The following is a 24,476-nucleotide window of genomic DNA, read 5'->3' as shown; positions in this document are numbered from 1 at the left end:
CAAGAATTTTAAGGAAATAAGTACGTTTCAGTATAGCATCCTACCCTGAATTTAAGCAAAACCACAAAAATTCCAAAACTTTTGCGTATAAAATCCCAAAAATAAAAAATCTTCACTTCTCTCTCTATGTATCATTTTTATGATCAAACTCACAAATTTAACAATCTGTTTATTCTGGCTTAATTTAATTTTTCCCTCTATAAACGCAGATGACGCCATTTATTGCGATAAATGATAATTAATTTCCTGTTGTTGACGGAAAAAGTCTCTATCCACGTTAATTGTGGTTTCATTTACGCTTAATCCATGCTTAAAAAAGAAGAGAATTATGTGTGTTATGTCATCAATAAAGTTTCGCATGATCGAGGATAATCTTGAACCAGAATTAGTTACATCACAAATTATTAAAATTATAAATGGCTGGTTGATTGAACAGCAAATTACGCAAAATGATGTGCAAAAGGCTATGTTACTTTCGCACGTTAAAGCTATGGTGCAACGGGCAAAAACACTTGAAAAATTACCAGAAATTGATCCAAGCTTATTTGATGAACTTTCACAGGAATCTTTAGCGCTAGCTCGCAGAACAGTAGAATTATTTGATAATTTGCCAATGGAAGAAGCCTATTTATTGGCTGTGCATTATGAGGTAGCTAAGGCAAATTGAAAAGATTACTAGACAATTAAAAAACAATAATTAATAGGAGAAATAGTATGACTGAAGTAGTCATTGTTATTGGCGATAGGATGGGAAAAGGGCAAAAGATTGCCGAAGGAATTAACTCTGTAGAAGGTTGTAGGGCAATTGTTATTCCTGGTATGGCAGCTGATATGAAGTTAGGTGATGTCATGAATGAGAAGCATGCTGATTTGGGCTTATCGTTTTGCGGTAGCGGCGGCGCAGGTGCGATTACTGCACAAAATAAATATGGCTATTCACAACGCCATGGTATGCGATCAATAGAGGAAGGTGAGACCGCAATTAATGATGGTTGTAAAGTTCTTGGTTTTGGTTTTATGGATACACAAGAGCTTGGCAAGCGTATTGCACAAGCATTTTTGAAAAAAAATCCACGTCCATAAGTGCGAAGATAAAAATGAAAAAAACACAACAGTTGTCTGTCAGGGTAAATGGTAAAGGTGAATCTAAACAACGGGCATTTGCAATAGCATTAAGCCAGGTTCAAAAAGAGGTATTTAACCATATCGGCGATATTGTATTACGTATTGAACCACAAGATATTCAAGTTGTATCAGCAAAACAAATGATAACAACTGAGCGCTTTTTGTTTGTTTTTCTGCCAAGGAAAAGAACCCTTTACGACATCACTCTTGATGTCTCTGTTAATGTAAGTTTCGTTAATCTTGCGGATATTGAATTTAAATCTGAATAACATAACGTATAAGGGAAATGATGGAAATTCTAATTATTGCATTAAAGTCTATTATTATTGGTGGACTTTGTGGTTTTGGCGTTGGTGCCGGGGCTGCTCGAATGTTTCATGCGCCAACCTATCAAGGTATGGGGGCTTTTCGAACACTTGGCGAACTTAATTCTTGTGAAGGTGATCCTGCGGCGCATTTCTCATTTGGTCTTGGTTTCTTTTTTAATGCATGGGCATCATCAGTGGCTGCGGGCTCTTTTACCCAAGATGTCGATCACCGAATTATTCCCAACTGGGGAGCATCGTTACTGATGATAAAAAATCGTAATCTTGCCGAAACGCTACATGATCCTAAAAAAATGGCATTAGCTTGTGCATTTGTCGGCGTAATTGTGGTGTTATTTTTAAATACCACCACTTCTGTTATTCCTGATTCCCTAAAAATTACCGCGACGAAAGTATTAGTCCCTGCGGCAAATCTGCTTGTGGCAACCGTAATGCCTGTTATCTTTTGGTTGGCAGCGTTAGATGCTGGTCGTCGTAGTGGTTTTTGGGGGACATTGTTTGGTGGACTTGCTCAATTGATTATGGGTAATGCTGTACCGGGCTTAGTTTTAGGTATCCTAATTGGTAAAGGCGTAGATGACAGTGGCTGGAATCGTGTTATGAAGATTATGTTAGTTGCGATCATTGTTCTATTTGTGATGAGTGGATATTTTCGCGGTTTTGATATGAAGATGATAAATTCATTTCGAGATGGTCTGTCTTATTGGTTTAAATAATATAGGGAATAACACATTATGAATACTCAAACAACCATTAATAAAAGTTTTTGGTATGCCGATTGGTCATTCCCGATTATTTGTGGACTTTTATCAGCAGGTATTTTTGCTGGAACGCATACTTTTTATGTATATGGTATAGGTGCATTTAATGAGATTGCGTTTGTTGCAATGCTCAAATCAGGAATGACAACCGGTGATTATGGTGCAGTTGCAGCATTTGGCGCTAGTTTTTTGTTTGCCCGCGTTATTGAAGGTTCATTAGTTGGCATATTGGATATTGGTGGCGCTTTACAAACAGGTATTGGATTAGGTGTACCAGCATTATTGTTAGCGGGTGGTTATACCTTTCCTGTTGAAAACTTTTTAGCTGCATTAGTGACAGGATTAGTGTTAGGTGCAATGATTGGCGCCATTATTATTCTTATCCGAAAGTTTACTGTTAATAGTGGCAGTGGATCGACTTTTGGTGCTGATGTGATGATGGGTGCCGGTAATGCTTCTGGACGATTCTTAGGACCAATGATTATTTTATCAGCTATGGTAGCTTCAATTCCTATTGGTATTGGCTCTTTACTTGGTGCATTACTTTTTTATGTATGGAAAAAGCCAATTACAGGTGGTGCAATTTTAGGTGCGATGATTTTTGGTGGAATATTTCCAATTGTCTAATGTTAACTCTCCGCTGTAGTTGGTTAAATTACAGCGGATTTGGAACAACTTATGTATGATTTAATTATAAGAAACGCCATATTAATTGATGACTCGATAACCGACATTGCTATTTATCAAGGAAAAATTGTCAAAATAGACAGTGCCATTTCAGATCCAACTATTCGCATTTTAGACCTAAAACAGAAATATTATGTCAGTGCCGGATGGATCGACTCTCATACTCATTGCTTTGCACGTTCACCCATCTATCATGATGAGCCTGATTTAATTGGGGTTAAAGCGGGCGTAACTTCTGTTGTGGATGCAGGTAGTGTTGGTGCACTTGATGTTGATGAATTCTATCAATTAGCTCAGCAAGTGCAGACTCATGTTTATTCATTTTTGAATATTTCAAAAATTGGCTTAATCAGACAAAATGAACTTGCCGATATGCAAGATGTTGATGTCGCGTTATTTGACAAAACTTTAGCTAAATATCCTCATTTTATTATTGGAATAAAAGTTAGGATGAGCCGTAGTGTGGTGGGTGAAAATGGTATTTTACCATTAATCAAAGCGAAAGAGATGCAGAAAAAGACCGGTTTACCACTGATGATTCATGTCGGGAATAATCCGCCAGAACTAGATGAAATTGCCGATTTATTAACTAAAGGCGATATTATTACTCACTGTTTTAATGGTAAGCCAAATCAAATATTTGATAAACAAAACAATTTGCGAGATTCAATCAAACGCGCTATTGAACGTGGCGTAATTTTAGATATTGGCCATGGTGGAGAAAGCTTTAGCTTTGCTGTTGCCGAGCGTGCTAAGTGCTTAGATATTTATCCTAATACAATTAGTTCCGACATTTATTCTAAAAATCGTTTACAAGGTCCCGTATTTAGTTTAGCAAATGTGATGACCAAGTTTATTTGTCTTGGTTATAGCCGAAAAAAAATTATTGATAGTGTTACTCAAAATGCGGCACAAGTTTTGCGTCTTAAAAATAAGGGCAAGTTAACAGTTGGTTATGATGCTGATTTGACTGTTTTTGATATTAAACAACAAGCTATTGAGTTAGCTGATTCAGAAGGTGAAGTCAGACGATGTCATGAACAATTCGTGCCTTTAGCATCGATTGTTGCTGATTCGACAAAACATTCGTTATACATAGAAATAACAGAAGAAGGTAGTAAAAATGCGCTCACAATCTCAAACTGAAAAAGACGTTTATAGTCAATATCATTTAAAAAAGGTCATTAATGCGTCAGGGCGTATGACTATTTTAGGCGTTTCAACACCAAGACCTGAAGTGGTGGATGCGGTATCGCATGGTTTAAGCGAATATTTTGAAATCAAAGACTTAGTTGATAAAACTGGGCAATATATTGCCAAATTACTCAATGTCGAAAGTGCAGTCGTGGTTTCATGTGCGTCAGCAGGTATAGCACAAGCTGTTGCAGGGTTAATTATTAAGGATGATCGCGATCTATTATTTAATCTCCATTCGTCTGATAAATATGTACCCCGTGAAATTATTGTTCCTAAAGGGCATAACGTCAATTTTGGTGCACCAATTGGGACAATGGTGTCTTTAGGTGGCGGGATTGTCGTTGAGGCAGGTTACGCGAACGAATGTAAACCCGAACATATCGAATCATTAATTAATGCTGATACAGCAGCCATTTTATATGTTAAGTCACACCATTGCGTGCAAAAAAGTATGTTAACAGTTGCACAAGCAGCTACCATTGCCAAAAAACATAATATACCACTGATTGTTGACGCTGCCGCAGAAGAGGATTTATATATCTATTATCAGCAAGGAGCTGATTTAGTTATTTATAGTGGTGCAAAAGCAATTGAAGGACCGACAAGTGGTTTAGTGATTGGTCGTCATCAAGCAATTGAATGGTTAAAACTTCAATCTCAAGGCATTGGACGCCCAATGAAGGTGGGGAAAGAAGGTATTTTAGGTTTAACTAAAGCCATTGAACTTTATGTAAACGATCCTAAGCAAGAAACTGGTCAGCAAATGGTGAGTAAAATGACCCCATTTATTGATAATCTTAATTCTTTACCTGGCGTATTAGCCAACGTGGTTTGGGATAGTGCAGGGCGAGATATTGCTCGTACAGAAATCGCATTTGATAGCACTGTAATAGGTAAAAGTGCTATCGAAATAGTTGAATTAATGAAGCAAGGTGAAATTGCTGTTTATTTTCGCGAATATAAAGCTAACGAAGGTAAAGTTGATGTTGATGTACGTAGTGTAACTTCTGCTCAACTTGACATTATTTATAATAAAATTAAACGTATTATACTAGGAGTAAAATAATGCAGTTGACACCTAATTATTATAATGATCGTGTCTGTTTAAATGTTCTGGCTAACTCAATTGATAATGCTAAAGCCGTTTATGAAGCAGCACAAACTCATGTTGTAGTTGGTATTTTATCGAAAAACTATTGTGATAATCAATCAGCAATAACCGATATGAAAAAATATGCGCAAGCAATTGATAATGCTATTTCAATAGGGTTGGGCGCTGGCGATCCGAATCAGTCAGATATGGTTTCACAGCTTGCGGCAGTTCTTCAACCACAACATGTCAATCAAGTCTTTACTGGTGTGGGAGCTAGCCGTGCTTTGTTAGGTCAAAAAGAGACTGTGATTAATGGCTTAGTATCACCAACGGGTAGAATTGGATTGGTCAATATTGCTACTGGCCCGTTAAGTAGTAAAACCATGACGGGTGTGGTACCGATTGAAACAGCAATTGCATTACTTAAAGATATGGGCGGAAGTTCAATTAAATTTTTTCCAATGGGTGGATTAAAACATCGAGCCGAATTTGAATATGTGGCAAAGTGTTGTGCTGAACAAGATTTTTATCTGGAACCCACAGGGGGAATCGATTTAGACAACTATGAAGTCATTTTAAAGATAGCTTTAGATGCTGGTGTGAAAAGGATTATTCCACATATTTATAGTTCTATTATTAATCAAGCGACAGGAGAAACGCGCACTGCTGATGTTGAAAAACTTTTGGCAATTACACAAAAATTGGTAGGATAAATAATGTCATCTAAAGTGCTGTTTTCTCATCAGCGATTAGCGTATTTATTTGATACCATAAAAAACGAAACGCTGCCCCAACAGGAACTCGCTAACCGTTTTTCGGTATCTACTCGTACTATTCGTACTGACATTTCAGCACTTAATGATATTTTACGTCATTATGGCGCGCAAATTGATTATACTAAAAATATTGGTTATCAACTGCTAATATCTGATGCTAAACGTTATGCAGCTTTAACTAATTCACATTCAATAGAAAATATTCCACGAACAAGCAAAGAAAGGATAGTTGCTTTAATAATCGCTTTTCTAACACAATCTAATTCTGTCAAATTAGATGATATTGCTGATAAATGGTTTTTAAGTCGTAGCACGTTGCAAAATGATGTGATTGAAGTTAAACAATATTTAGATAAGTATAATTTGCAATTAGAAAATCGCCCCTATTATGGTATGCGTTTAATTGGCGAAGAGCCTTCCATACGAGCATGTTTAACCGATATTTTATGGCAACGATATATGGCGGAAGATACCTTAACAATTGGTAGACTTCAAAAGCATATATTGAATGATATTGAGTTGGATTATTTAGAAAAGGTATTGCAAGATCAAATTGAGCGTTTTGAGTTAAAATTAAATGCTGAAGGAAAAAGTTATTTACTCTATAGTTGTGCTGTTTCAATTAGCCGAATTACGCAAGGTTATGAGTTAATTGATTATCAAATAGATCAGATTAATAGTACTGTTATTGGCGCAGCTCAAGAGATTTCTGAAGAGTTTTCTTATTTTCTAGGTAGTGTACTTTCTCAAGCTGAGTTGAATTATTTATGCGTTCAAATCATGTCTCGCACCATTATTGATTCGCCAAATCAAGCAAAAAGTTTAGCGCTTGTAAAACATATTTTATCTTATATTAATCATACTTATCACTATAATTTATTGAAGGATGAAAAATTATTCGAAGATATGTCAATCCACGTTTCATCGATGCTATCGCGCGTGAAATATCAAATTCGTACAACAAATCCTTTATTGCAAGAAATAAAACAATATTATCCGTTTGCTTATGATATTACCTTATCAGCACTAGCAAATACGGAAAAATATACCGAATCCAAAATGACCGAAGATGAGATCAGTTACTTGGCTGTGCACATTGGTGTCGCATTAGAACGTAATTATAGTGCTGGTCATGAAAGATATGCTCAAATACTATTAGTGAGTGATCTTGGTAATGCAACCTTACGTATGATTGAATCAAAAATTAAGCGTGATTTTCCACATATTCAAATTAGTCGTATACTTTCATATCGAGAGTATGAGCAGTTAACAAATATTGAGGAAGATTTTATTGTCTCAACCGTACGCTTAACTGAAAAAGATAAGCAAATTGTTAAAATAGCGCCATTTCCAACTGCCTATCAACTCGAGCAATTAGGGCGATTGGCTATGATAGACAGAACAATGCCCTATATGATCGAGCGTTTTTTCGACAAAAAATTTTTTCTTATCATGGATAAACCAATAACACAATCAGAACTTTTTAAAGTGGTTTGTCATCGTTTAGAAAAGCAAGGATATGTCGATGCATCTTTTTATCATTCTGTCATTGAACGTGAAGCGATTGTTTCAACATTATTAGGTGAAAATATTGCTATTCCTCACTCAGTAGGTCTGTTGGCCAAAAAGACGGTTGTGACAACCATATTAGCGCCACAAGGAATTTTATGGGATAAAAATGAAGTCGCACACGTCATTTTTTTATTAGCAATTAGTAAGGATGAATATGAAGATGCGATGCGAATTTATAATTTGTTTGTCAATTTAGTGAAGGAACGTTCAACCAAACGTTTATTAAATAGTAAAACCTTTGAAGATTTCCAAGCTATTGTCAAAGATAGCTTTGGACGATTGTCTTAAACTGTCATTGGTATTGTTAATAGTCGAAATTGCATTTTTTTATATTAAACTTTTTACGAAATTAAAATAAATATATTTGATAAAATATTAAGGGAATAATCAATAACTAATACAAATAATATTAGTTGCGCCCATTGACGAAATGGTCATTTAAAGGTAAGATGCGCGCCTTACGGCATTGTGTAGTTTTTAACTACATAAAATAATTTTCAAGGTAGCAAGCTTATCTTATGCAAAATAAATTGCCATTAACAATTGACCCTGTCAAAGCGGCACAAAAACGACTTGATTATGTTGGATACTATCCAGCGCAAAGTGCAACAAGGGTTGAAAGTCTGAAAAGCGATATTGAGTGTAGTTTGTCTTTTTATTATGATGAGCAGAAACTTTGTGTTATCGCAATTGATGCAAAAATAACGTTGGAGCTTATTTGTCAACGTTGTTTCAAACCTTTTATCACTGAAGTTCATGTGATGAATAAATTTAGTCCTGTTAAGAGCGATGCTCAGGCAGAGGCGTTACCGGAACATTATGAACCCGTTTTTATGAACGAGTTTGGCGAGGTCGATATATTAGCGTTACTTGAGGACGAAATTATTCTCTCGTTACCAATTGCGCCGGTACATGATAGTAAACACTGCGAAGTGTCAGAGGCAGATATGGTATTTGGTGAAATTCCTGTTGAGAATGAAAAGCCGAATCCATTTGCAATTTTAGTTAGTTTAAAGAATAAGGGGTAAATCCATGGCTGTTCAACAGAATCGTAAAACTCGTGCAAAACGTGGTATGCGTCGTTCTCATGATGCATTAACTGCTGCTAATATCTCAGTTGATGAATCAGGCAAAACACATTTACGTCATCACGTAACCGCTGATGGTTATTATCGTGGTCGTAAAGTGATTTCTAAATAATTATTTAGTCATTAGAAATCTTCAGGTGACATTTTGGATAATCTAACCATTGCGTTAGATGCTATGAGCGGGGACTTTGGTCCTCGTGTGATTGTTCCTGCTGCAATACAAGCACTAAATTGTTATCCAAATCTCTCTATTTTTCTGGTGGGTGATCCGGCAGAAATTAGTCTTTTTTTATCTAAAGAAAATGCAAAGTTTGTCAAGCAATATCAACAAGACCATCGACTAATGTTGATCGAATCAACATCTGTTATTGCTAATGATATGAAACCTGCTTATGCCATCCGGCATAGCCATGGCTCATCAATGAGAATAGCGCTAGAATTGGTTAAAAATAACCAAGCTCAAGCTTGCGTTAGCGCTGGTAATACTGGTGCATTAATGGGACTGTCTAAGCTATTATTACATGCACTAGTTGGTATTGACCGTCCTGCATTAGTTGCCATCATTCCTGCATTAAATAATCAAAATACAGTAGTATTGGATTTAGGTGCTAATGCTCAGTGTGATAGTGATATGTTAGTGCAATTTGCCATAATGGGGCAAATCTTAGCCAAAACAGTGCTTAAAATTGATCATCCCAGAGTTGCTTTACTTAATATTGGTGAAGAAGATACAAAAGGTTTGGATAAAATACGTGCTGCAGCAGCGATTTTAAAATCGAATGATAATATTAATTATATCGGCTATTTAGAAGGTAACGAGCTTTTAACTGGTAAAACCGATGTACTAGTCTGTGATGGCTTTGTGGGTAATGTGACATTAAAAACAGTAGAAGGTTTACTTAAAATTTTCATGTCTTCATTTAAGCTATCTATTGGCCATAATTCATTATTAATGAAACTATTAAGTAAGTGGTTACAAAGAAAGGTGTCTAAAAATTTTGGTTATTTAGATCCCGGACGATATAATGGCGCATGTTTGCTTGGGCTTCAAAGCATTGTGATTAAAAGTCATGGTAGCGCTAATCAAAAATCATTCTTTGCAGCAATAGAACAAGCTATTTTGGCTATCCAAACCAATATACCTGAGAAGATTGCAAGCAGCCTTTCTTCCGTACTACCTAAGAGCGAATAATTAGATGTATACAAAGATATTAGGAACAGGGAGTTATCTTCCAAAACAGATAAGAACCAATGCCGATCTTGAAAAAATGGTCGATACCAGTGATGAATGGATCACAACACGAACAGGAATAAAAGAACGACGCATTGCAGCACCAGACGAAACAGTAACTTCTATGGCTTATGAAGCGTCTTTAAATGCTATTGAAATGGCAAAGATTGATAAAAATGAGATAGGTATGATTATAGTTGCCACCGCAACTTCAGTGAATGCTTTTCCTAGCTCAGCCACCGAACTGCAAGCAAAGTTAGCTATCGGAGATGTCATTGCTTTTGATGTTTCTGCTGCATGTTCAGGGTTCGTCTATGCACTTGATATTGCCGATAAATATATAAAAAGTGGTGCAATTAAATATGCATTAGTGGTTGGTTCGGACATGCTAACTCGTGGTGTCGATCCAACAGATCGTGGAACAATTATCATTTTTGGCGATGGTGCCGGTGCTGTTGTGGTTGGTGCTTCTCAAGAACCAGGGATTATTGCTTCACATCTTCATGCTGATGGTCGTTACGGCGAGTTATTAAAATATCCTTATGTTGATCGCCGTGATATGAATGATCCCGTTTATATGACTATGCAAGGCAATGATGTATTTAAAATTGCTGTCAAAGAGCTTTCAAATTTAGTCGATGAATTACTAACAGAAAATTCCTTTAATAAATCCGATTTAGATTGGTTAGTACCACATCAAGCAAATTTAAGAATTATTTCAGCCACAGCAAAACGTTTAGATATGGATTTAAGTAAAGTTATTGTTACTTTAGATAAACAAGGCAACACTTCAGCCGCATCGGTCCCTTGTGCATTAGATACAGGTGTGCGAGATGGCCGTATTAAGCGAGGCCAACTAATCTTATTAGAAGCTTTTGGTGGCGGTTTTGTTTGGGGCTCTGCGCTCGTTAGATTTTAAACAAAAATTATTTTGAGTATTCAAGGATTTAAAAATGACCAAATTTGCAATGGTTTTTCCAGGACAAGGTTCACAAGCCGTCGGTATGTTAAAAGATCTTGCTGACAATTATCCAATTGTAAAATCTACTTTTGACGAAGCGTCACAAGTATTAGGTTACGATTTATGGGCATTGGTACAACAAGGTCCAGTTGAGGAACTGAACAAAACATGGCAAACACAACCAGCTTTATTAGCTGCTTCAGTTGCTACGTTTAGAGTTTGGCAAAGTGTTAATGGTGCACAACCTGAATTTATGGCAGGACATAGTTTAGGTGAATATTCGGCATTGGTATGTGCTGGCGTGATTGATTTTAAAGATGCAATTAAATTAGTTGAATTACGTGGCAAACTTATGCAAGAGGCTGTACCAACAGGAACTGGTGCGATGTATGCCATTATCGGTTTAGATAATGAGTCAATAAGTAAAGCGTGTGAACAAGCATCGCAAGGCCAAGTTGTTGCGCCTGTCAATTTTAATTCACCAGGACAAGTTGTTATTGCCGGTAATAAAGAAGCTGTAGAGCGCGCTGGCGTACTTTGCAAAGAAGCAGGTGCTAAACGTGCTTTACCATTAGCTGTTAGTGTTCCTTCCCATTGTGAGTTAATGAAACCCGCGGCCGAAAAATTAGCTATTACCTTGAATGAAATTACTTTCAACACGCCAAAATTTGCGGTTATTAATAACGTTGATGTTAAGATTGAATCCTCAGCAGAAAAAATTAAAGCCGCATTAATTGCGCAGCTTTATAGCCCTGTTCGCTGGACAGAAACTGTTGAGCAAATGGCGAAACAAGGTGTAACACTGTTAGTTGAAATAGGGCCAGGTAAAGTACTAACTGGATTGGCTAAACGTATTGTTGATTCGTTATCAGCATGTGCTGTCAATGATAAAGCGTCATTAGATGTTGCAATAGAAAATACTAAATAGAAGATAAAAGGGGTAGTTATGAACCTATCAGGAAAAATTGCTTTAGTTACTGGTGCAAGTCGCGGGATAGGTAAAGCGATTGCTGAAAAGTTAGTTGCTTGTGGTGCAACTGTTATTGGCACTGCAACAACAGAAAAAGGTGCTGAAGCAATCAGTCAATATTTAGGTACACATGGCAAAGGTTTTGCTTTAAATGTGACTGACGAAGCATCGATTGAATCTGTCATTAATGCTATTAAAACTGAATTTGGTGATATTGATATTTTAGTGAATAATGCTGGTATCACTCGTGATAATTTATTAATGCGAATGAAAGAAGAAGAGTGGCAATCTATTTTAGATACCAATTTAACTTCAGTGTTCCGTCTATCTAAAGCTTTAATGCGATCTATGATGAAAAAACGTTATGGACGAATTATTACAATCGGTTCTGTTGTTGGTACAATGGGTAATGCAGGGCAAGCTAACTATGCGGCAGCTAAAGCAGGATTAATTGGTTTTAGTAAATCATTAGCTCGTGAAGTTGCATCTCGAGGTATTACGGTTAATGTGGTAGCGCCTGGATTTATTGCAACAGATATGACTGAAGCATTAACCGATGAGCAAAAAGCCGTGACGTTAGCACAAGTGCCAGCTGGACGATTAGGAGAGCCATCAGAAATAGCCAATGCTGTTGCATTCTTGGCTTCCGATGAAGCATCTTATATTACTGGTGAAACTTTACATGTCAATGGTGGCATGTATATGGTGTAATTGATCAGAATAGTGTAGAATAAGCCAATATTTTGACTTTTTGAGCAAAAAATAAGCAATTGGGTTGAAAAATGATTTGCATCTTTTTCAACATTTTATAAACTTACATTCACCGCCGCTTTTGGCGATATTTATAGGAAAAAAAAGAGTATGAGCACTATTGAAGAGCGAGTTAAGAAAATTATTGTTGAGCAACTTGGTGTGAAAGAGGAAGAAGTTAAGAATGAATCTTCTTTTGTTGAAGATCTTGGCGCTGACTCTCTTGATACAGTTGAATTAGTTATGGCTTTAGAAGAAGAATTCGATACTGAAATTCCTGATGAAGAAGCTGAAAAGATTACAACTGTACAATCAGCAATTGATTATATTACTGCGAATCAATAAGGTTAGCAGAGTTTTCATAATAGGCGGTCAAATGATCGCCTAGTTTGTATTTATATCTTTAATTTTTATATAAAAATTAATATTCATGTATTGAAAACTCAACATAAAATTTTCAATGATTCAAATTTCATTTCAATCCTTTTCTGGAGGACAATGTGTCTAAACGCAGAGTTGTTGTCACCGGAATGGGCATGATATCTCCAGTAGGTAATACAGTTGAATCCACTTGGCAAGCACTTTTAGCTGGACAAAGTGGTGTTGAACTAATAGAACACTTTGATACTGCCCCTTTCGCAACGCGCTTCGCCGCTATGGTTAAAAATTTTAATGGCGAAGATTATAATATTTCACGTAAAGATGCTCGTAAAATGGACTATTTTATCCAATATGGCATTGCTGCTGGTATACAAGCAATGCAAGATGCGGGTATTGAAATTTCGGAAGAAAATGCAGAACGTATTGGTTGTGCTATTGGTTCAGGCATTGGTGGACTTGGATTAATTGAAGAAAATCATAGTGCTTTAATTAATGGTGGCCCGCGTAAAATTAGTCCGTTTTTTGTTCCTTCTACCATAGTGAATATGATAGCTGGTCATTTATCGATTATTTATGGATTAAAAGGACCAAGTATTACAATTGCAACAGCTTGTTCTTCAGGCGTACACAATATTGGTCATGCAGCACGTATGATAGCCTATGGTGATGCTGATGGTATGCTTGCTGGTGGCGGTGAAAAAGCGAGTACACCGCTTGGTATTGGCGGTTTTGGTGCAGCGCGTGCATTATCAACTAATAATGATAATCCTAAAGCGGCAAGTCGACCATGGGATAAAGATCGTGATGGTTTTGTACTGGGTGATGGTGCTGGCATTATGTTTTTAGAAGAGTATGAGCATGCTAAAAAACGCGGTGCAAAAATTTATGCAGAAGTTGTCGGCTTTGGTATGAGTGCTGATGCTTATCATATGACTTCACCACCAGAAGATGGTAGTGGGGCAGCATTAGCCATGAAATGTGCTATTCGAGATGCAGGAATAACACCTGAGCAAGTGGGCTATATTAATGCTCATGGTACATCAACGCCAGCTGGTGATAAAGCAGAAACACAAGCAGTTAAAAGCATTTTTAAAGAAAATGCCAACAAAGTAATGGTAAGTTCAACTAAATCAATGATTGGTCATTTACTAGGCGCTGCGGGTGCTGTTGAGTCTATTTTTACGGTATTGGCATTACGCGATCAGGCTGTGCCTCCAACAATTAATTTAGATAATCCTGATGATGGATGTGATCTAGATTATGTACCGCATACCGCTCGTCAAGTTAAAAACTTAGAATATGCACTTTGTAATTCGTTTGGTTTTGGCGGAACTAATGGTTCAGTGTTATTTAAGAAAATTTAATTGATCTCTACCCACCGATAAATTAGATTATCGGTGGTATAAGTTTAATCATTTTCATCGATCAACGTTATTCAAAAGATTCCTTCTTTTTTCAATTCAAACAAAACATGTTGATAAACAGAATAAGAATATTGCTATTGCTTGTGATATAATCGCTAACAATTTTTTAGCATAATTATTTCTGATAAATATGACAGAGCCTAAGTTTATTCATCTTCATCTACATAGTGACTTTTCAATGGTTGATGGTATCGCTAAAGTGGGGACACTGGTTAATGAGGTTAGCCAGTTGCATATGCCTGCTTTTGCTATTACCGACTTTACCAATCTTTGTGGTTTGGTTAAGTTTTATGGATCTGCGATGGCAAAAGGAATTAAGCCGATTATTGGTGCTGATTTAGCAATCAGAAGCTCACAATTACCGGATGATATTTATCGATTAACGCTACTCGCTGCTAATAATGAAGGTTACAAAAATCTGACATTACTTATATCTAAAGCTTATGAAAGGGGATATATCGGTGATATGCCAGTTGTTGATCAGCAGTGGTTAGCTCAATATCGTACCGGACTTATAATTTTGGCTGGGCGGGAAAGTGATATTGGTATAGGTATTATTCGTAATAATGAGTCTATAATCGATAACGCTATCAATTTTTATAAAGAAAATTTTCATGATCACTTTTATTTTGAGTTAGTTCGTACTAAACGTAACAACGAAGAGTTGTTTATTCATAGCGCAGTAAAACTTGCTGAACAATATATGTTGCCGGTTGTTGCGACCAATGATGTTCGTTTTTTACAACCTTCTGATTTTGAGGCCCATGAAATTCGCGTAGCGATACATGATGGCAACACTCTTGAAGATCCTAATCGTCCTAAGAACTATTCACCAGAACAGTACCTGCGTAATGAGCAGGAAATGTGTGAGTTGTTTTCAGATATTCCTGAGGCTTTAGAAAATAGTGTAGAAATAGCTAAGCGTTGCAATGTGACTATACGTTTGGGTGAATATTTTTTACCTAAATTTCCAACAGGGGATATGTCTACTGAAGATTTTCTAGTCTATAAATCACGTGAAGGCCTTGAAGAACGACTAAAGTTTCTTTTTCCTGATCCAGATATTAGAGCACAAAAACGAGCAGAATATGATGAGCGTTTAGAAACTGAACTTAATGTTATTAATCAAATGGGTTTTCCCGGTTATTTTTTGATTGTGATGGAGTTTATTCAATGGTCAAAAGATAATGATATTCCAGTTGGCCCAGGTCGAGGTTCGGGAGCGGGTTCATTAGTGGCTTATGCATTAAAAATAACAGATTTAGATCCGCTAGCCTTTGACTTACTTTTTGAACGTTTTTTAAATCCCGAACGTGTATCAATGCCTGACTTTGATGTCGATTTTTGCATGGAAAAACGTGATTTGGTTATTGATCACGTTGCTGATATGTATGGTCGTGATGCGGTTTCACAGATTATTACTTTTGGTACAATGGCAGCTAAAGCTGTAATTCGAGATGTTGGGCGAGTGCTTGGCCATCCTTATGGGTTTGTCGATCGTATTTCTAAATTGATTCCTTTAGATCCAGGTATGACACTGGCTAAAGCATTCGAAATTGAGCCACAATTACAAGAATTATATGATAATAACGAGGAAATTAAGTCGCTAATTGATATTGCTCGTCAATTAGAAGGCGTAACTCGCAATGCAGGTAAACATGCGGGTGGTGTTGTGATTTCACCAACAAAAATTACCGATTTTTCACCTATTTATTGTGATCCCGAAGGGCATCATCCTGTTACTCAATTTGATAAAAATGATGTTGAATATGCTGGCTTAGTTAAGTTTGATTTCTTAGGATTGCGCACATTAACCATTATTGATTGGGCGATCAAAATGATTAATGAACGTCAGATTAGAGAAGGGAAAGAACTTGTTGATATTACGCGCATTCCTCTGGATGATAAAGACTCTTTCGATTTATTGTTGAAAGCTGAAACAACCGCAGTATTTCAGCTAGAATCGCGTGGCATGAAAGATTTAATTCGGCGCTTAAAACCAGACTGTTTTGAGGATATGATTGCTTTAGTAGCATTATTTCGCCCGGGACCTTTACAGTCAGGAATGGTAGACAATTTTATCGATCGTAAACATGGGCGAGAAGATGTTTCTTATCCCGATATAAAATATCAACATGAGTCATTAAAACCTATTTTAGAGCCAACTTATGGGATTATTTTATATCAAGAACAGGTCATGCAAATAGCACAAACTTTGTCCGGTTATACCTTAGGCGGTGCTGATCTACTGCGTCGTGCTATGGGTAAAAAGAAACCAGAAGAGATGGCTAAACAACGTTCTGTTTTTAAAGAAGGCGCTGAGAAACAAGGTGTGGATGGTGAACTTTCAATGCATATTTTTGATTTGGTTGAAAAGTTTGCTGGTTATGGTTTTAATAAATCACACTCTGCCGCCTATGCACTGGTGTCTTACCAAACTTTATGGCTGAAAACCCATTATCCAGCTGAATTCATGGCAGCTGTTATGACAGCAGATATGGATAATACCGATAAAATTGTGGGCTTGGTTGATGAATGCTTACGAATGGGACTAAAAGTTAATCCTCCAGATATTAACAGCGGTTTGTACCATTTTCATGTGAATGACAAAGGCGAAATTGTTTATGGCATTGGTGCAATAAAAGGCGTTGGTGAAGGGCCAATTGAAGCAATTGTTGAAGCTCGTAATAGTGGGGGCTATTTTAAAAATATTTTTGAACTGTGCGCGCGCACAGATATGAAAAAAATCAATCGACGTGTATTAGAAAAGCTAACTATGGCCGGTGCTTTTGATAAATTAGGACCGCATCGGGCAGCAATTTTACATAGTATTAGTGATGCAATGCAGGCAGCTGAGCAATATACCAAAGCGCAAAATATTGGCCAAGAAGATATGTTTGGCGTATTAGCTGAAGAGCCTGAACAAGTTGAACATGCTTATGCAGCAGTACCAGAATTACCCGCTCAAGTATTACTTGATGGCGAAAGAGATGCTTTAGGACTTTATCTAACCGGCCATCCGGTTACGCAATATTTAAAAGAACTCAATCGTTATGCCGGTGGCGTACGCATTAGTGAAGCTGCGCCAACTGGTTGGGGAAAGACAGCAACCTTCGCAGGAATAGTTGCTGATGCAAGAGTTAGAATTACCAAAAAAGGCAATAAAATTGGTCTATTTACTTTAGATGATCGTTCTGGTCGAATCGATGGTATGTTATTTTCCGATTCTTTAGAAAAGTTTGGGCATCTTTTAGTTAAAGATAAAATTCTGATAGTGTCAGGACAAGTTAGCCCCGATGATTTTAATGGTGGACTAAAGATGTCTGTTCGCGATATTGTTGATTTGAAAGATGCTCGAGCTAAATATGTTAAGGGCTTGGCTATTACATTAACTGAAGCTGAAGCTAATCGTTCGATATTACAGCGTTTACAACAGATTTTAGAACCTTATCGACATGGAAGTGTACCGGTTAATCTTTATTATCATCGAGATGATTCGGTCGTTCGGATCCAATTTGGAACAACTTGGCGTATAGTTCCTGAAGATGCTTTAATCGTAGAGTTGAAAACATTACTTGGAAATGAGCGTATTGAATTTGAGTTCGAATAGCCCATATATATCAGTGATGCATTTTCATCAACTACTCAGAATAAAATTTATATCAATAGAATTAGGTAAAATGATTTTAATATATCTTAAAGCTTACTGAAATAAATATTGGTGACTTTAATGCGTATTACATAGTAGAATTGGCTTAATTTTATCTTAAGAAATAGTCAGTATACTGTATTTAGTAGTGTATTTTTTAGGAAATACAAATAACACAAGAGGCAATCATAATCGTTATGAGCAATTTTTTGGAATTTGAAAAGCCGATAGCGGAATTAGAAGCAAAAATTAATTCCTTAAAGAATATTGATTCACAACAAGTGGAATTAGATATCAATTTAGATAAAGAAATTAAACAGTTAAATCAAAAAAGTCGTGAATTAACTAAAAAAATATTTGCAAACTTGTCCCCTTGGGATGTTGCACAACTAGCTCGGCATCCAAACCGACCGTATACATTAGATTATATTAAAGAGATTTTCACTGATTTTGATGAATTAGCTGGTGATCGTGCTTATGCTGATGATAAAGCTATTGTAGGTGGAATTGCACGTATTGATGATCGTGCTGTTATGGTTATTGGCCATCAAAAAGGTCGTGAGACCAAACAAAAAATATATCGTAATTTTGGTATGCCTGCTCCGGAAGGATATCGTAAAGCATTAAGGCTGATGCAATTGGCTGAACGCTTTAAATTACCTATTATTACTTTTATCGATACACCCGGTGCTTATCCTGGGATTGGTGCAGAAGAACGAGGTCAAGCTGAAGCCATAGCGCGTAACCTACGTGAAATGTCACGTTTAAAAGTGCCAACAATTTGTACTGTAATTGGTGAAGGTGGATCTGGCGGCGCACTGGCTATTGGTGTTGCAGATAAAGTGAATATGCTACAGTACAGTACCTATTCTGTGATTTCTCCTGAAGGCTGTGCTTCTATATTATGGAAAAGCGCAGATAAGGCATCAGTTGCTGCTGAAGCTATGAATATGACAGCTGATAAATTACTTAAATTAAATCTTATTGATTCTATTGTGCCTGAACCTCTTGGCGGTGCGCATCGTGATTATAGTACAGTAGCTACTTCATTGAAAAAACAGCTACTAAATGATCTTGAAGAGCTTGAAAATATGGATGAGTCGGTTTTATTGGAGAGAAGATTTCAAAGGCTAATGAATTACGGATATGTTAGATAATTTTAAATTTGGAATGCTATGATGGAAAAATCGACAGGTTTACAACGTATTTTTAATGCAACTAAATATTCTTTAAAAGGCTTTAAATCGGCTATTAGGTATGAAGCTGCATTTCGGCAAGAATTAATTTTATTAATAGTAGCTTATATTATTGTAATGCTAATCGATTTTTCAATTTATGAACGTATTTTATTACTTGGCTCGATTGGTGTAGTCATGATTGTTGAACTGATTAATAGTGCAATTGAGTGTGTTGTTGATCGTATAGGCAAGGAAAGGCATGAGTTATCAGGTCGAGCTAAAGATTACGGTTCAGCAGCGGTATTTTTATCTTTATTATTAACTATTATTTTATGGATCTATTTATTTGCATGCCATTTTTTTCCATAATTTCAGTTTTAACATTTTCTTTATAATTATTTAAAATGCGAGAAAACCTCGCATTTTGTTTATTAACCCGGCAATTTATTCTGTCACTAATTTTTTAATCAGTATATTGCCCGTTTTATCTGTATCAAGAATATTGGATAGCCACGGTAAGATTGTTTGCATTTGCTCATGCAATTTCCAAGGTGGATTGATGACAATCATGCCTGATGCAGTCATTCCTTTGTGATTGTTATCCGGTCTTAATGCTAGTTCAAATTGCGATATTCGTTTCATTCCTAAATTTACAATTCCATCTATCATTTTTTGGGTTTGTGTTCTTGACACAACCGGATACCAAATCAAATAAACTCCAGTTGCAAAACGTTTATAAGCCTCATAAATTGCTGTTGGAATTTTTTGATAGTCTTCTTTTATTTCGTAAGATGGATCGATTAGAATAATGCCGCGACGTGATTGTGGTGGTAATTTAGATTTTAATTGCAAAAAACCATCTTCACGTAATACCTTAGCGCGCTTATCCTTTGCAAATTCTTGCTTTAATAAAGGATAGTCACTTGGGTGTAATTCAGTTAAATTCAATTTATCTTGTTCTCTTAATAGTTGTTTAGCAATTAAAGGAGAACCTGGATAATATTTCAAAGTATCAAAAGGATTATATCGTTTTAACACTGAAATATACGGAGTAAGAGCTTCTGGTATAGCTGTTTGTTGCCAAACTAAATTTATTCCTGATAAATATTCACCCGTTTTTTCAGCATGCTCGCTTTGTAATAAATAACGGCCAGCACCAGAGTGCGTATCTAAATATAAAATCGATTTTTCTTTTTCTTTTAACGATTCAAGACACAAGGTTAAAACAATATGTTTTAACACATCTGCATGATTACCAGCATGATAGCTATGACGATAACTTAACATGATTTACTCAACCTTTTTTGTTCATTTGTTTGCATATAGAAAGTTGTTAATGCTATACAGAGCAGGCAAGGAATTTCCATTAATTCTTCAATCAAATCTTTACGTTCTCGAGTTAATACTAAAAATTCGTGTCCCATACGATGGTGCTCTGCGATATCTGCAATTCCCAAAAAAAGAAATGCGAAAAAGATATGCCAAAAAGGAATACTTTCAAATTTATAACGCCGTGCTATTTCTTTGCGGATTGTTGGTAAGAAAGTCGTCAGTAATGGTATACCCATTACAATAGCTGCAATGATTTTATAATAAAAACGTGGAACGTCAGGATAAAAATCACGCCCCCAACTTATTCCTCGTCCAAAAAGCATAATCCACCAAAAGATTGTCCAAATCCAGAATTTATATAAGGTAGCATGATGTTGTACGCGTTTTGCATAATAAAACGTATAACCACACATAAATAATAAAAAGAGAGATTGTAGGTGTTCAATAAGTGTAACTGTTAACCCATTATATAGAGGGATATAAAAATTACCGAAAATATAAAGAAACACACCTAAGAAAAGAATAAAGAATGAACTTTTATAAAAATGAAAATCGAGTTTACACATCTAATGGTCTAAATTGGAATAACTTGTTTAAGTATACTACCGCATTTTTGGCATAAATAACTAGTTTTATTGTTTTGGATTTTATTATGTCTGATTTTAGTTAAATGGTGGATTTGGCAATTACAACGATACATATAGCTATTGCGCTTTATTGTAAAGTTATGGGTTACTTTTGGTAATTTACCTAATACTTCAGACATCATATATTGCCACTCTTTGCCATGAGGTTTAACTTTACCAAATGTTTTAAACACCAGTAGATGAGCAAGTTCATGAGGAACGACTTCATCAATAAATGTATCACCATTGTCAGTTAACATTATTGAATTAAGCTGTATTTCCCAGCGTGTTAACAGTGCGCTACCGGCAATACTTCCTTTAACTTTATACATTACTTTAGGTTCAGGAAATACGGTGTGTAAAATAAGGCTGGCTTGTCTTAGGTTTTCCCTTAAACAAGCCATGACTTTATTATGTAATAAAATGGGTATTCGTCTATAATCCTGCGGCATCGCGAAGTAATGTAGCTTTATCTGTTTTTTCCCATGGGAAAATATCACGACCAAAATGGCCATAACTAGCAGTTTGTTGATAAATTGGCTGAATCAAATCAAGCATTTGAATCAATCCATAAGGTCTTAAATCAAAAAATTCTTTGATTAAATTCACTATTTTATCATGATCAATCTTTTCTGTGCCAAAAGTATTGACATAAATCGATGTTGGATTTGCAACGCCTATTGCGTACGATATTTGTAATTCACATTTATCGGCAAGCCCTGCTGCAACAATATTTTTAGCAACATACCGAGCAGCATATGCAGCTGAACGATCAACTTTAGATGGATCTTTTCCTGAAAATGCGCCTCCGCCATGACGTGCAGCTCCACCATAAGTATCGACAATAATCTTACGACCCGTTAATCCACAATCCCCCATTGGACCACCGATAACAAATCGACCCGTAGGATTAATAAAGTATTTGGTTCTTGATGTTAACCATTTGGCAGGCAATGTTGGTTTAATGATTTCTTCCATTACTGCTTCTTGTATTGCTTTTTGTTCAATACCTTCTGAATGCTGGGTTGATAAAACTACTGTATCAACGCCTTTTATCTGACCATTTTGATAGATTAATGTGACTTGACTTTTAGCATCAGGGCGTAACCATGGGAGCGTTCCATTTTTTCTGACTTCTGCCTGACGACGCATTAAATCATGTGCATAACTAATTGCTGCAGGCATTAAATTTGGCATTTCATTGGTAGCATAACCAAACATAATGCCTTGATCACCTGCACCTTGTTCAAGAGGATCTTTGCGATCGACACCTTGGTTTATATCTGGTGATTGTTTACCAATAGCATTGAGTACCGCACATGAATTGGCATCAAACCCCATTTCTGAGCTAGTATATCCGATGTCATGAATAGTTTTGCGAGTCAACTCTTCAATATCTACCCAAGCAGATGTCGTTATCTCTCCACCGACTAAAGCCATGCCAGTTTTAACATAAGTTTCACAAGCTACTCTTGCTTTTGGATCTTGCTTTAAAATAGCATCAAGCACTGCATCAGATATTTGATCGGCGATTTTATCTGGATGACCTTCTGAAACAGATTCTGAAGTAAATAAAAATTCTGACATGATATACCTTCTTTTAACTTATTAAATGCAATACTTGATATGCGATGAGATGTATTCTATTTTAGCAGTTTTACCATCTAGACGTCTATTTTAATAATTTATGAGTAAAAAAGCCAGTATTACCTTAAACAAAATTACTTGCATAAATTTTTATTCAATTTAGGATAATGTCGATTTAATTTCCTAATCTTTATTTAATATGAGCATAGCGAGACAATCTCCAACAATATTAATATTTGATTCGGGTATCGGTGGGTTATCTGTCTATAATGAAATCTACAAAAAGATGCCTAATCTACACTATATCTATGCATTTGATAATGAAATGTTCCCTTACGGAGATAAATCAGAACAGTTTCTTATTGATAGAGTAATTAATGTTATTGATAACATTAGCAAATTATATACTATTGATTTAGCGGTTATTGCTTGTAATACAGCAAGTACCATATGTTTACCTAGTTTACGTGCTAAATTTTCTTTTCCGATTGTTGGCGTCGTGCCAGCTATTAAACCAGCTAGTCAAATGACTAAAAATAAATGTATAGGGCTATTAGCAACCAAAGCAACAGTTCAAAGAGCCTATACAAACAATTTGATTAAACAGTTTGCACCTGATTGTAAAGTTGAATTACTTGGGCTATCTGAACTAGCACAGATTGCAGAGAATAAACTGCAAGGTATGGCAGTTAATATGCCGCAACTTAAACAGTTATTACAGCCTTGGCTAAGTTTATCGGTTTGCCCTGATACTATTGTATTGGGATGTACACATTATCCTTTTATCAAAGAAGAGTTGCAGGTAATTTTTCCTCACGCTACTTTTATTGACTCTGGTAATGCAATTGCTATGCGTGTATATGAATTACTTCATGAAAAAGGCAAATTGATTGATAGTAATTTATCACTAAATGAAGAGAATATTATTGTTAGCACAGCGCTTAATCAATATGTTGAAAAATTAACTAGCAAATTAGCTCAATATAATCTTCAACGATATCAATGCATTAATGTTTTGAGTGTTTAAAGCTTATTCGAACAATTAAAAGATCATGTTTTTTTGCTTGATAAAAAAAATGAAGTGCCTATAATGCGCATCCACTGACACGGCGTTAGTGAAAAACAAACGAAGAACGTGTTAGAGAGCAAGATCAAAAATATTGAAAAAAGATCTTGACGAATAAAAAGGTGTAGCGTAGTATACGCAGCCCTTGAGACAGCAAACTAAAACAACAAAATGTTTGGTTAAATTTAACGCTGTCAGCTCTTTAAAAAGAAGAAACAGACAATCTGTGTGGGCACTTGCGAGACGAAGAAATTAAAAGTCTACGGACTGAAAAAATTAAGTCTTGATAAGTGACACTGAAGATTCATTTGAATATGTCAGAGACAGTTATTGAGCATCAAACTTTAAATTGAAGAGTTTGATCATGGCTCAGATTGAACGCTGGCGGCAGGCTTAACACATGCAAGTCGAACGGTAACATGAGTGCTTGCACTTGATGACGAGTGGCGGACGGGTGAGTAAGGTATGGGGATCTGCCGAATGGAGGGGGACAACAGTTGGAAACGACTGCTAATACCGCATAACGTTGAGAGACCAAAGCATGGGACCTTCGGGCCATGCGCCATTTGATGAACCCATATGGGATTAGCTAGTTGGTGGGGTAAGGGCTTACCAAGGCGACGATCTCTAGCTGGTCTGAGAGGATGACCAGCCACACTGGAACTGAGACACGGTCCAGACTCCTACGGGAGGCAG

General features: G+C 36.3%; 25 protein-coding genes and 1 rRNA gene. 22 read left to right on the top strand and 4 right to left on the bottom strand.

What is annotated here, in order from left to right; genetic code table 11:
* Positions 1 to 337 precede the first annotated feature (337 nt).
* The 20 genes from J3U59_RS09925 to J3U59_RS09830 all read left to right on the top strand — a co-directional run bounded on the left by J3U59_RS09925 (position 338) and on the right by J3U59_RS09830 (position 19,538).
* A complete protein-coding gene (locus J3U59_RS09925) occupies positions 338 to 667 on the top strand; it encodes a hypothetical protein (protein ID WP_267334171.1) in 330 nt (109 codons plus the stop codon).
* Between the two features lie 47 nt (positions 668 to 714).
* Complete coding sequence (locus J3U59_RS09920) at positions 715 to 1,083, top strand: SFCGS family glycine-rich protein (RefSeq protein WP_267334172.1); 369 nt, start codon at positions 715 to 717, stop codon at positions 1,081 to 1,083.
* 14 nt (positions 1,084 to 1,097) lie between these two features.
* The gene (locus tag J3U59_RS09915) at positions 1,098 to 1,394 is read left to right on the top strand and encodes a DUF4312 family protein (RefSeq protein WP_267334173.1); all 297 of its coding nucleotides are present in this window, start codon (positions 1,098 to 1,100) and stop codon (positions 1,392 to 1,394) included.
* Positions 1,395 to 1,414: 20 nt separating this feature from the next.
* Positions 1,415 to 2,167, top strand: coding sequence for a DUF4311 domain-containing protein (locus tag J3U59_RS09910; protein WP_267344553.1), 753 nt, complete (start codon positions 1,415 to 1,417; stop codon positions 2,165 to 2,167).
* An 18-nt stretch (positions 2,168 to 2,185) separates the two neighbouring features.
* The gene (locus J3U59_RS09905; RefSeq protein WP_267334175.1) at positions 2,186 to 2,839 is read left to right on the top strand and encodes a DUF4310 family protein; all 654 of its coding nucleotides are present in this window, start codon (positions 2,186 to 2,188) and stop codon (positions 2,837 to 2,839) included.
* Positions 2,840 to 2,890: 51 nt separating this feature from the next.
* Positions 2,891 to 4,045 (top strand): amidohydrolase/deacetylase family metallohydrolase, encoded by a 1,155-nt coding sequence (locus tag J3U59_RS09900; protein ID WP_267334176.1) that lies wholly within the window; start codon positions 2,891 to 2,893, stop codon positions 4,043 to 4,045.
* Positions 4,023 to 5,162 (top strand): DgaE family pyridoxal phosphate-dependent ammonia lyase, encoded by a 1,140-nt coding sequence (locus tag J3U59_RS09895; protein WP_267334177.1) that lies wholly within the window; start codon positions 4,023 to 4,025, stop codon positions 5,160 to 5,162. Before J3U59_RS09900 ends, J3U59_RS09895 begins: the two co-directional genes overlap by 23 nt.
* Positions 5,162 to 5,902 carry a 2-dehydro-3-deoxy-phosphogluconate aldolase gene (gene dagF, locus J3U59_RS09890; RefSeq protein ID WP_267334178.1) on the top strand — a complete coding sequence of 247 codons (741 nt, stop codon included), beginning with the start codon at positions 5,162 to 5,164 and terminating at the stop codon, positions 5,900 to 5,902. Before J3U59_RS09895 ends, dagF begins: the two co-directional genes overlap by 1 nt.
* A 3-nt stretch (positions 5,903 to 5,905) precedes the next feature.
* The gene (locus J3U59_RS09885) at positions 5,906 to 7,825 is read left to right on the top strand and encodes a BglG family transcription antiterminator (RefSeq protein ID WP_267334179.1); all 1,920 of its coding nucleotides are present in this window, start codon (positions 5,906 to 5,908) and stop codon (positions 7,823 to 7,825) included.
* 230 nt (positions 7,826 to 8,055) lie between these two features.
* Positions 8,056 to 8,565 carry a 23S rRNA accumulation protein YceD gene (yceD, locus tag J3U59_RS09880; protein WP_267334180.1) on the top strand — a complete coding sequence of 170 codons (510 nt, stop codon included), beginning with the start codon at positions 8,056 to 8,058 and terminating at the stop codon, positions 8,563 to 8,565.
* Between the two features lie 4 nt (positions 8,566 to 8,569).
* On the top strand, positions 8,570 to 8,737 hold the full coding sequence (rpmF, locus tag J3U59_RS09875; protein ID WP_065557369.1) for a 50S ribosomal protein L32: 168 nt from the start codon (positions 8,570 to 8,572) through the stop codon (positions 8,735 to 8,737).
* Positions 8,738 to 8,770: 33 nt separating this feature from the next.
* Positions 8,771 to 9,817, top strand: coding sequence for a phosphate acyltransferase PlsX (gene plsX, locus J3U59_RS09870; RefSeq protein WP_267334181.1), 1,047 nt, complete (start codon positions 8,771 to 8,773; stop codon positions 9,815 to 9,817).
* A 4-nt stretch (positions 9,818 to 9,821) separates the two neighbouring features.
* Positions 9,822 to 10,775 (top strand): beta-ketoacyl-ACP synthase III, encoded by a 954-nt coding sequence (locus tag J3U59_RS09865; RefSeq protein ID WP_065634140.1) that lies wholly within the window; start codon positions 9,822 to 9,824, stop codon positions 10,773 to 10,775.
* 34 nt (positions 10,776 to 10,809) lie between these two features.
* Positions 10,810 to 11,745 carry an ACP S-malonyltransferase gene (gene fabD / locus J3U59_RS09860; protein ID WP_267334182.1) on the top strand — a complete coding sequence of 312 codons (936 nt, stop codon included), beginning with the start codon at positions 10,810 to 10,812 and terminating at the stop codon, positions 11,743 to 11,745.
* An 18-nt stretch (positions 11,746 to 11,763) separates the two neighbouring features.
* A complete protein-coding gene (fabG, locus tag J3U59_RS09855) occupies positions 11,764 to 12,498 on the top strand; it encodes a 3-oxoacyl-ACP reductase FabG (protein ID WP_065634142.1) in 735 nt (244 codons plus the stop codon).
* A gap of 150 nt (positions 12,499 to 12,648) precedes the next feature.
* Positions 12,649 to 12,882, top strand: coding sequence for an acyl carrier protein (gene acpP, locus J3U59_RS09850; RefSeq protein ID WP_034948180.1), 234 nt, complete (start codon positions 12,649 to 12,651; stop codon positions 12,880 to 12,882).
* Between the two features lie 155 nt (positions 12,883 to 13,037).
* Positions 13,038 to 14,282: a beta-ketoacyl-ACP synthase II gene (fabF, locus tag J3U59_RS09845; RefSeq protein ID WP_267334183.1), complete on the top strand. Its 1,245-nt coding sequence runs from the start codon at positions 13,038 to 13,040 to the stop codon at positions 14,280 to 14,282.
* A gap of 190 nt (positions 14,283 to 14,472) precedes the next feature.
* Positions 14,473 to 17,952 carry a DNA polymerase III subunit alpha gene (dnaE, locus tag J3U59_RS09840; protein WP_267334184.1) on the top strand — a complete coding sequence of 1,160 codons (3,480 nt, stop codon included), beginning with the start codon at positions 14,473 to 14,475 and terminating at the stop codon, positions 17,950 to 17,952.
* Positions 17,953 to 18,188: 236 nt separating this feature from the next.
* Positions 18,189 to 19,148, top strand: a complete 960-nt coding sequence (gene accA / locus J3U59_RS09835) for an acetyl-CoA carboxylase carboxyl transferase subunit alpha (protein WP_267334185.1) — start codon at positions 18,189 to 18,191, stop codon at positions 19,146 to 19,148.
* A 21-nt stretch (positions 19,149 to 19,169) separates the two neighbouring features.
* The gene (locus tag J3U59_RS09830) at positions 19,170 to 19,538 is read left to right on the top strand and encodes a diacylglycerol kinase (protein WP_141671541.1); all 369 of its coding nucleotides are present in this window, start codon (positions 19,170 to 19,172) and stop codon (positions 19,536 to 19,538) included.
* A 75-nt stretch (positions 19,539 to 19,613) separates the two neighbouring features.
* Here J3U59_RS09830 and J3U59_RS09825 read toward each other — a convergent pair whose 3' ends face one another.
* Genes J3U59_RS09825 through metK form a run of 4 tightly spaced genes read right to left on the bottom strand, consistent with a single transcriptional unit; the run spans position 19,614 to position 22,714 of the window.
* Positions 19,614 to 20,456, bottom strand: a complete 843-nt coding sequence (locus tag J3U59_RS09825; RefSeq protein WP_267334186.1) for a 23S rRNA (adenine(2030)-N(6))-methyltransferase RlmJ — start codon at positions 20,454 to 20,456, stop codon at positions 19,614 to 19,616.
* Positions 20,450 to 21,067, bottom strand: coding sequence for a hypothetical protein (locus J3U59_RS09820; protein ID WP_267334187.1), 618 nt, complete (start codon positions 21,065 to 21,067; stop codon positions 20,450 to 20,452). Before J3U59_RS09820 ends, J3U59_RS09825 begins: the two co-directional genes overlap by 7 nt.
* Positions 21,068 to 21,075: 8 nt before the next feature.
* Entirely contained in the window at positions 21,076 to 21,579 is a 504-nt protein-coding gene (locus tag J3U59_RS09815; protein WP_267334188.1) for a SprT family zinc-dependent metalloprotease, read from the bottom strand.
* On the bottom strand, positions 21,563 to 22,714 hold the full coding sequence (gene metK / locus J3U59_RS09810) for a methionine adenosyltransferase (protein WP_267334189.1): 1,152 nt from the start codon (positions 22,712 to 22,714) through the stop codon (positions 21,563 to 21,565). The genes J3U59_RS09815 and metK overlap by 17 nt, the downstream gene beginning before the upstream one ends.
* Before the next feature lie 199 nt (positions 22,715 to 22,913).
* Here metK and murI point away from each other — a divergent pair, with 199 nt between their 5' ends.
* Both murI and J3U59_RS09800 read left to right on the top strand, forming a co-directional pair.
* A complete protein-coding gene (gene murI / locus J3U59_RS09805) occupies positions 22,914 to 23,741 on the top strand; it encodes a glutamate racemase (protein WP_267334190.1) in 828 nt (275 codons plus the stop codon).
* A gap of 385 nt (positions 23,742 to 24,126) precedes the next feature.
* Positions 24,127 to 24,476: ribosomal RNA gene (locus J3U59_RS09800) — 16S ribosomal RNA — on the top strand; the annotation flags it as partial.

This window comes from Gilliamella sp. B3783 (assembly GCF_026536125.1).
Classification (GTDB): Bacteria; Pseudomonadota; Gammaproteobacteria; order Enterobacterales; family Orbaceae; genus Gilliamella.
Note: the sequence above shows the minus strand (reverse complement) of the source record. Positions and strands in the feature narration are given on the sequence as shown.

What these genes read in the sequence shown, in the direction of transcription:
- J3U59_RS09910 (WP_267344553.1), top strand. Translation starts at nt 1,415, where the DNA reads ATGGAAATTCTAATTATTGCATTAAAGTCTATTATTATTGGTGGACTT.
- metK (WP_267334189.1), bottom strand. Translation starts at nt 22,714, where the DNA reads ATGTCAGAATTTTTATTTACTTCAGAATCTGTTTCAGAAGGTCATCCA.
- J3U59_RS09920 (WP_267334172.1), top strand. Translation starts at nt 715, where the DNA reads ATGACTGAAGTAGTCATTGTTATTGGCGATAGGATGGGAAAAGGGCAA.
- murI (WP_267334190.1), top strand. Translation starts at nt 22,914, where the DNA reads ATGAGCATAGCGAGACAATCTCCAACAATATTAATATTTGATTCGGGT.
- J3U59_RS09885 (WP_267334179.1), top strand. Translation starts at nt 5,906, where the DNA reads ATGTCATCTAAAGTGCTGTTTTCTCATCAGCGATTAGCGTATTTATTT.
- J3U59_RS09830 (WP_141671541.1), top strand. Translation starts at nt 19,170, where the DNA reads ATGGAAAAATCGACAGGTTTACAACGTATTTTTAATGCAACTAAATAT.
- J3U59_RS09925 (WP_267334171.1), top strand. Translation starts at nt 338, where the DNA reads ATGTCATCAATAAAGTTTCGCATGATCGAGGATAATCTTGAACCAGAA.
- J3U59_RS09915 (WP_267334173.1), top strand. Translation starts at nt 1,098, where the DNA reads ATGAAAAAAACACAACAGTTGTCTGTCAGGGTAAATGGTAAAGGTGAA.
- fabD (WP_267334182.1), top strand. Translation starts at nt 10,810, where the DNA reads ATGACCAAATTTGCAATGGTTTTTCCAGGACAAGGTTCACAAGCCGTC.
- J3U59_RS09900 (WP_267334176.1), top strand. Translation starts at nt 2,891, where the DNA reads ATGTATGATTTAATTATAAGAAACGCCATATTAATTGATGACTCGATA.
- fabG (WP_065634142.1), top strand. Translation starts at nt 11,764, where the DNA reads ATGAACCTATCAGGAAAAATTGCTTTAGTTACTGGTGCAAGTCGCGGG.
- J3U59_RS09825 (WP_267334186.1), bottom strand. Translation starts at nt 20,456, where the DNA reads ATGTTAAGTTATCGTCATAGCTATCATGCTGGTAATCATGCAGATGTG.
- rpmF (WP_065557369.1), top strand. Translation starts at nt 8,570, where the DNA reads ATGGCTGTTCAACAGAATCGTAAAACTCGTGCAAAACGTGGTATGCGT.
- dnaE (WP_267334184.1), top strand. Translation starts at nt 14,473, where the DNA reads ATGACAGAGCCTAAGTTTATTCATCTTCATCTACATAGTGACTTTTCA.
- J3U59_RS09865 (WP_065634140.1), top strand. Translation starts at nt 9,822, where the DNA reads ATGTATACAAAGATATTAGGAACAGGGAGTTATCTTCCAAAACAGATA.
- J3U59_RS09905 (WP_267334175.1), top strand. Translation starts at nt 2,186, where the DNA reads ATGAATACTCAAACAACCATTAATAAAAGTTTTTGGTATGCCGATTGG.
- dagF (WP_267334178.1), top strand. Translation starts at nt 5,162, where the DNA reads ATGCAGTTGACACCTAATTATTATAATGATCGTGTCTGTTTAAATGTT.
- J3U59_RS09820 (WP_267334187.1), bottom strand. Translation starts at nt 21,067, where the DNA reads ATGTGTAAACTCGATTTTCATTTTTATAAAAGTTCATTCTTTATTCTT.
- yceD (WP_267334180.1), top strand. Translation starts at nt 8,056, where the DNA reads ATGCAAAATAAATTGCCATTAACAATTGACCCTGTCAAAGCGGCACAA.
- acpP (WP_034948180.1), top strand. Translation starts at nt 12,649, where the DNA reads ATGAGCACTATTGAAGAGCGAGTTAAGAAAATTATTGTTGAGCAACTT.
- J3U59_RS09895 (WP_267334177.1), top strand. Translation starts at nt 4,023, where the DNA reads ATGCGCTCACAATCTCAAACTGAAAAAGACGTTTATAGTCAATATCAT.
- accA (WP_267334185.1), top strand. Translation starts at nt 18,189, where the DNA reads ATGAGCAATTTTTTGGAATTTGAAAAGCCGATAGCGGAATTAGAAGCA.
- J3U59_RS09815 (WP_267334188.1), bottom strand. Translation starts at nt 21,579, where the DNA reads ATGCCGCAGGATTATAGACGAATACCCATTTTATTACATAATAAAGTC.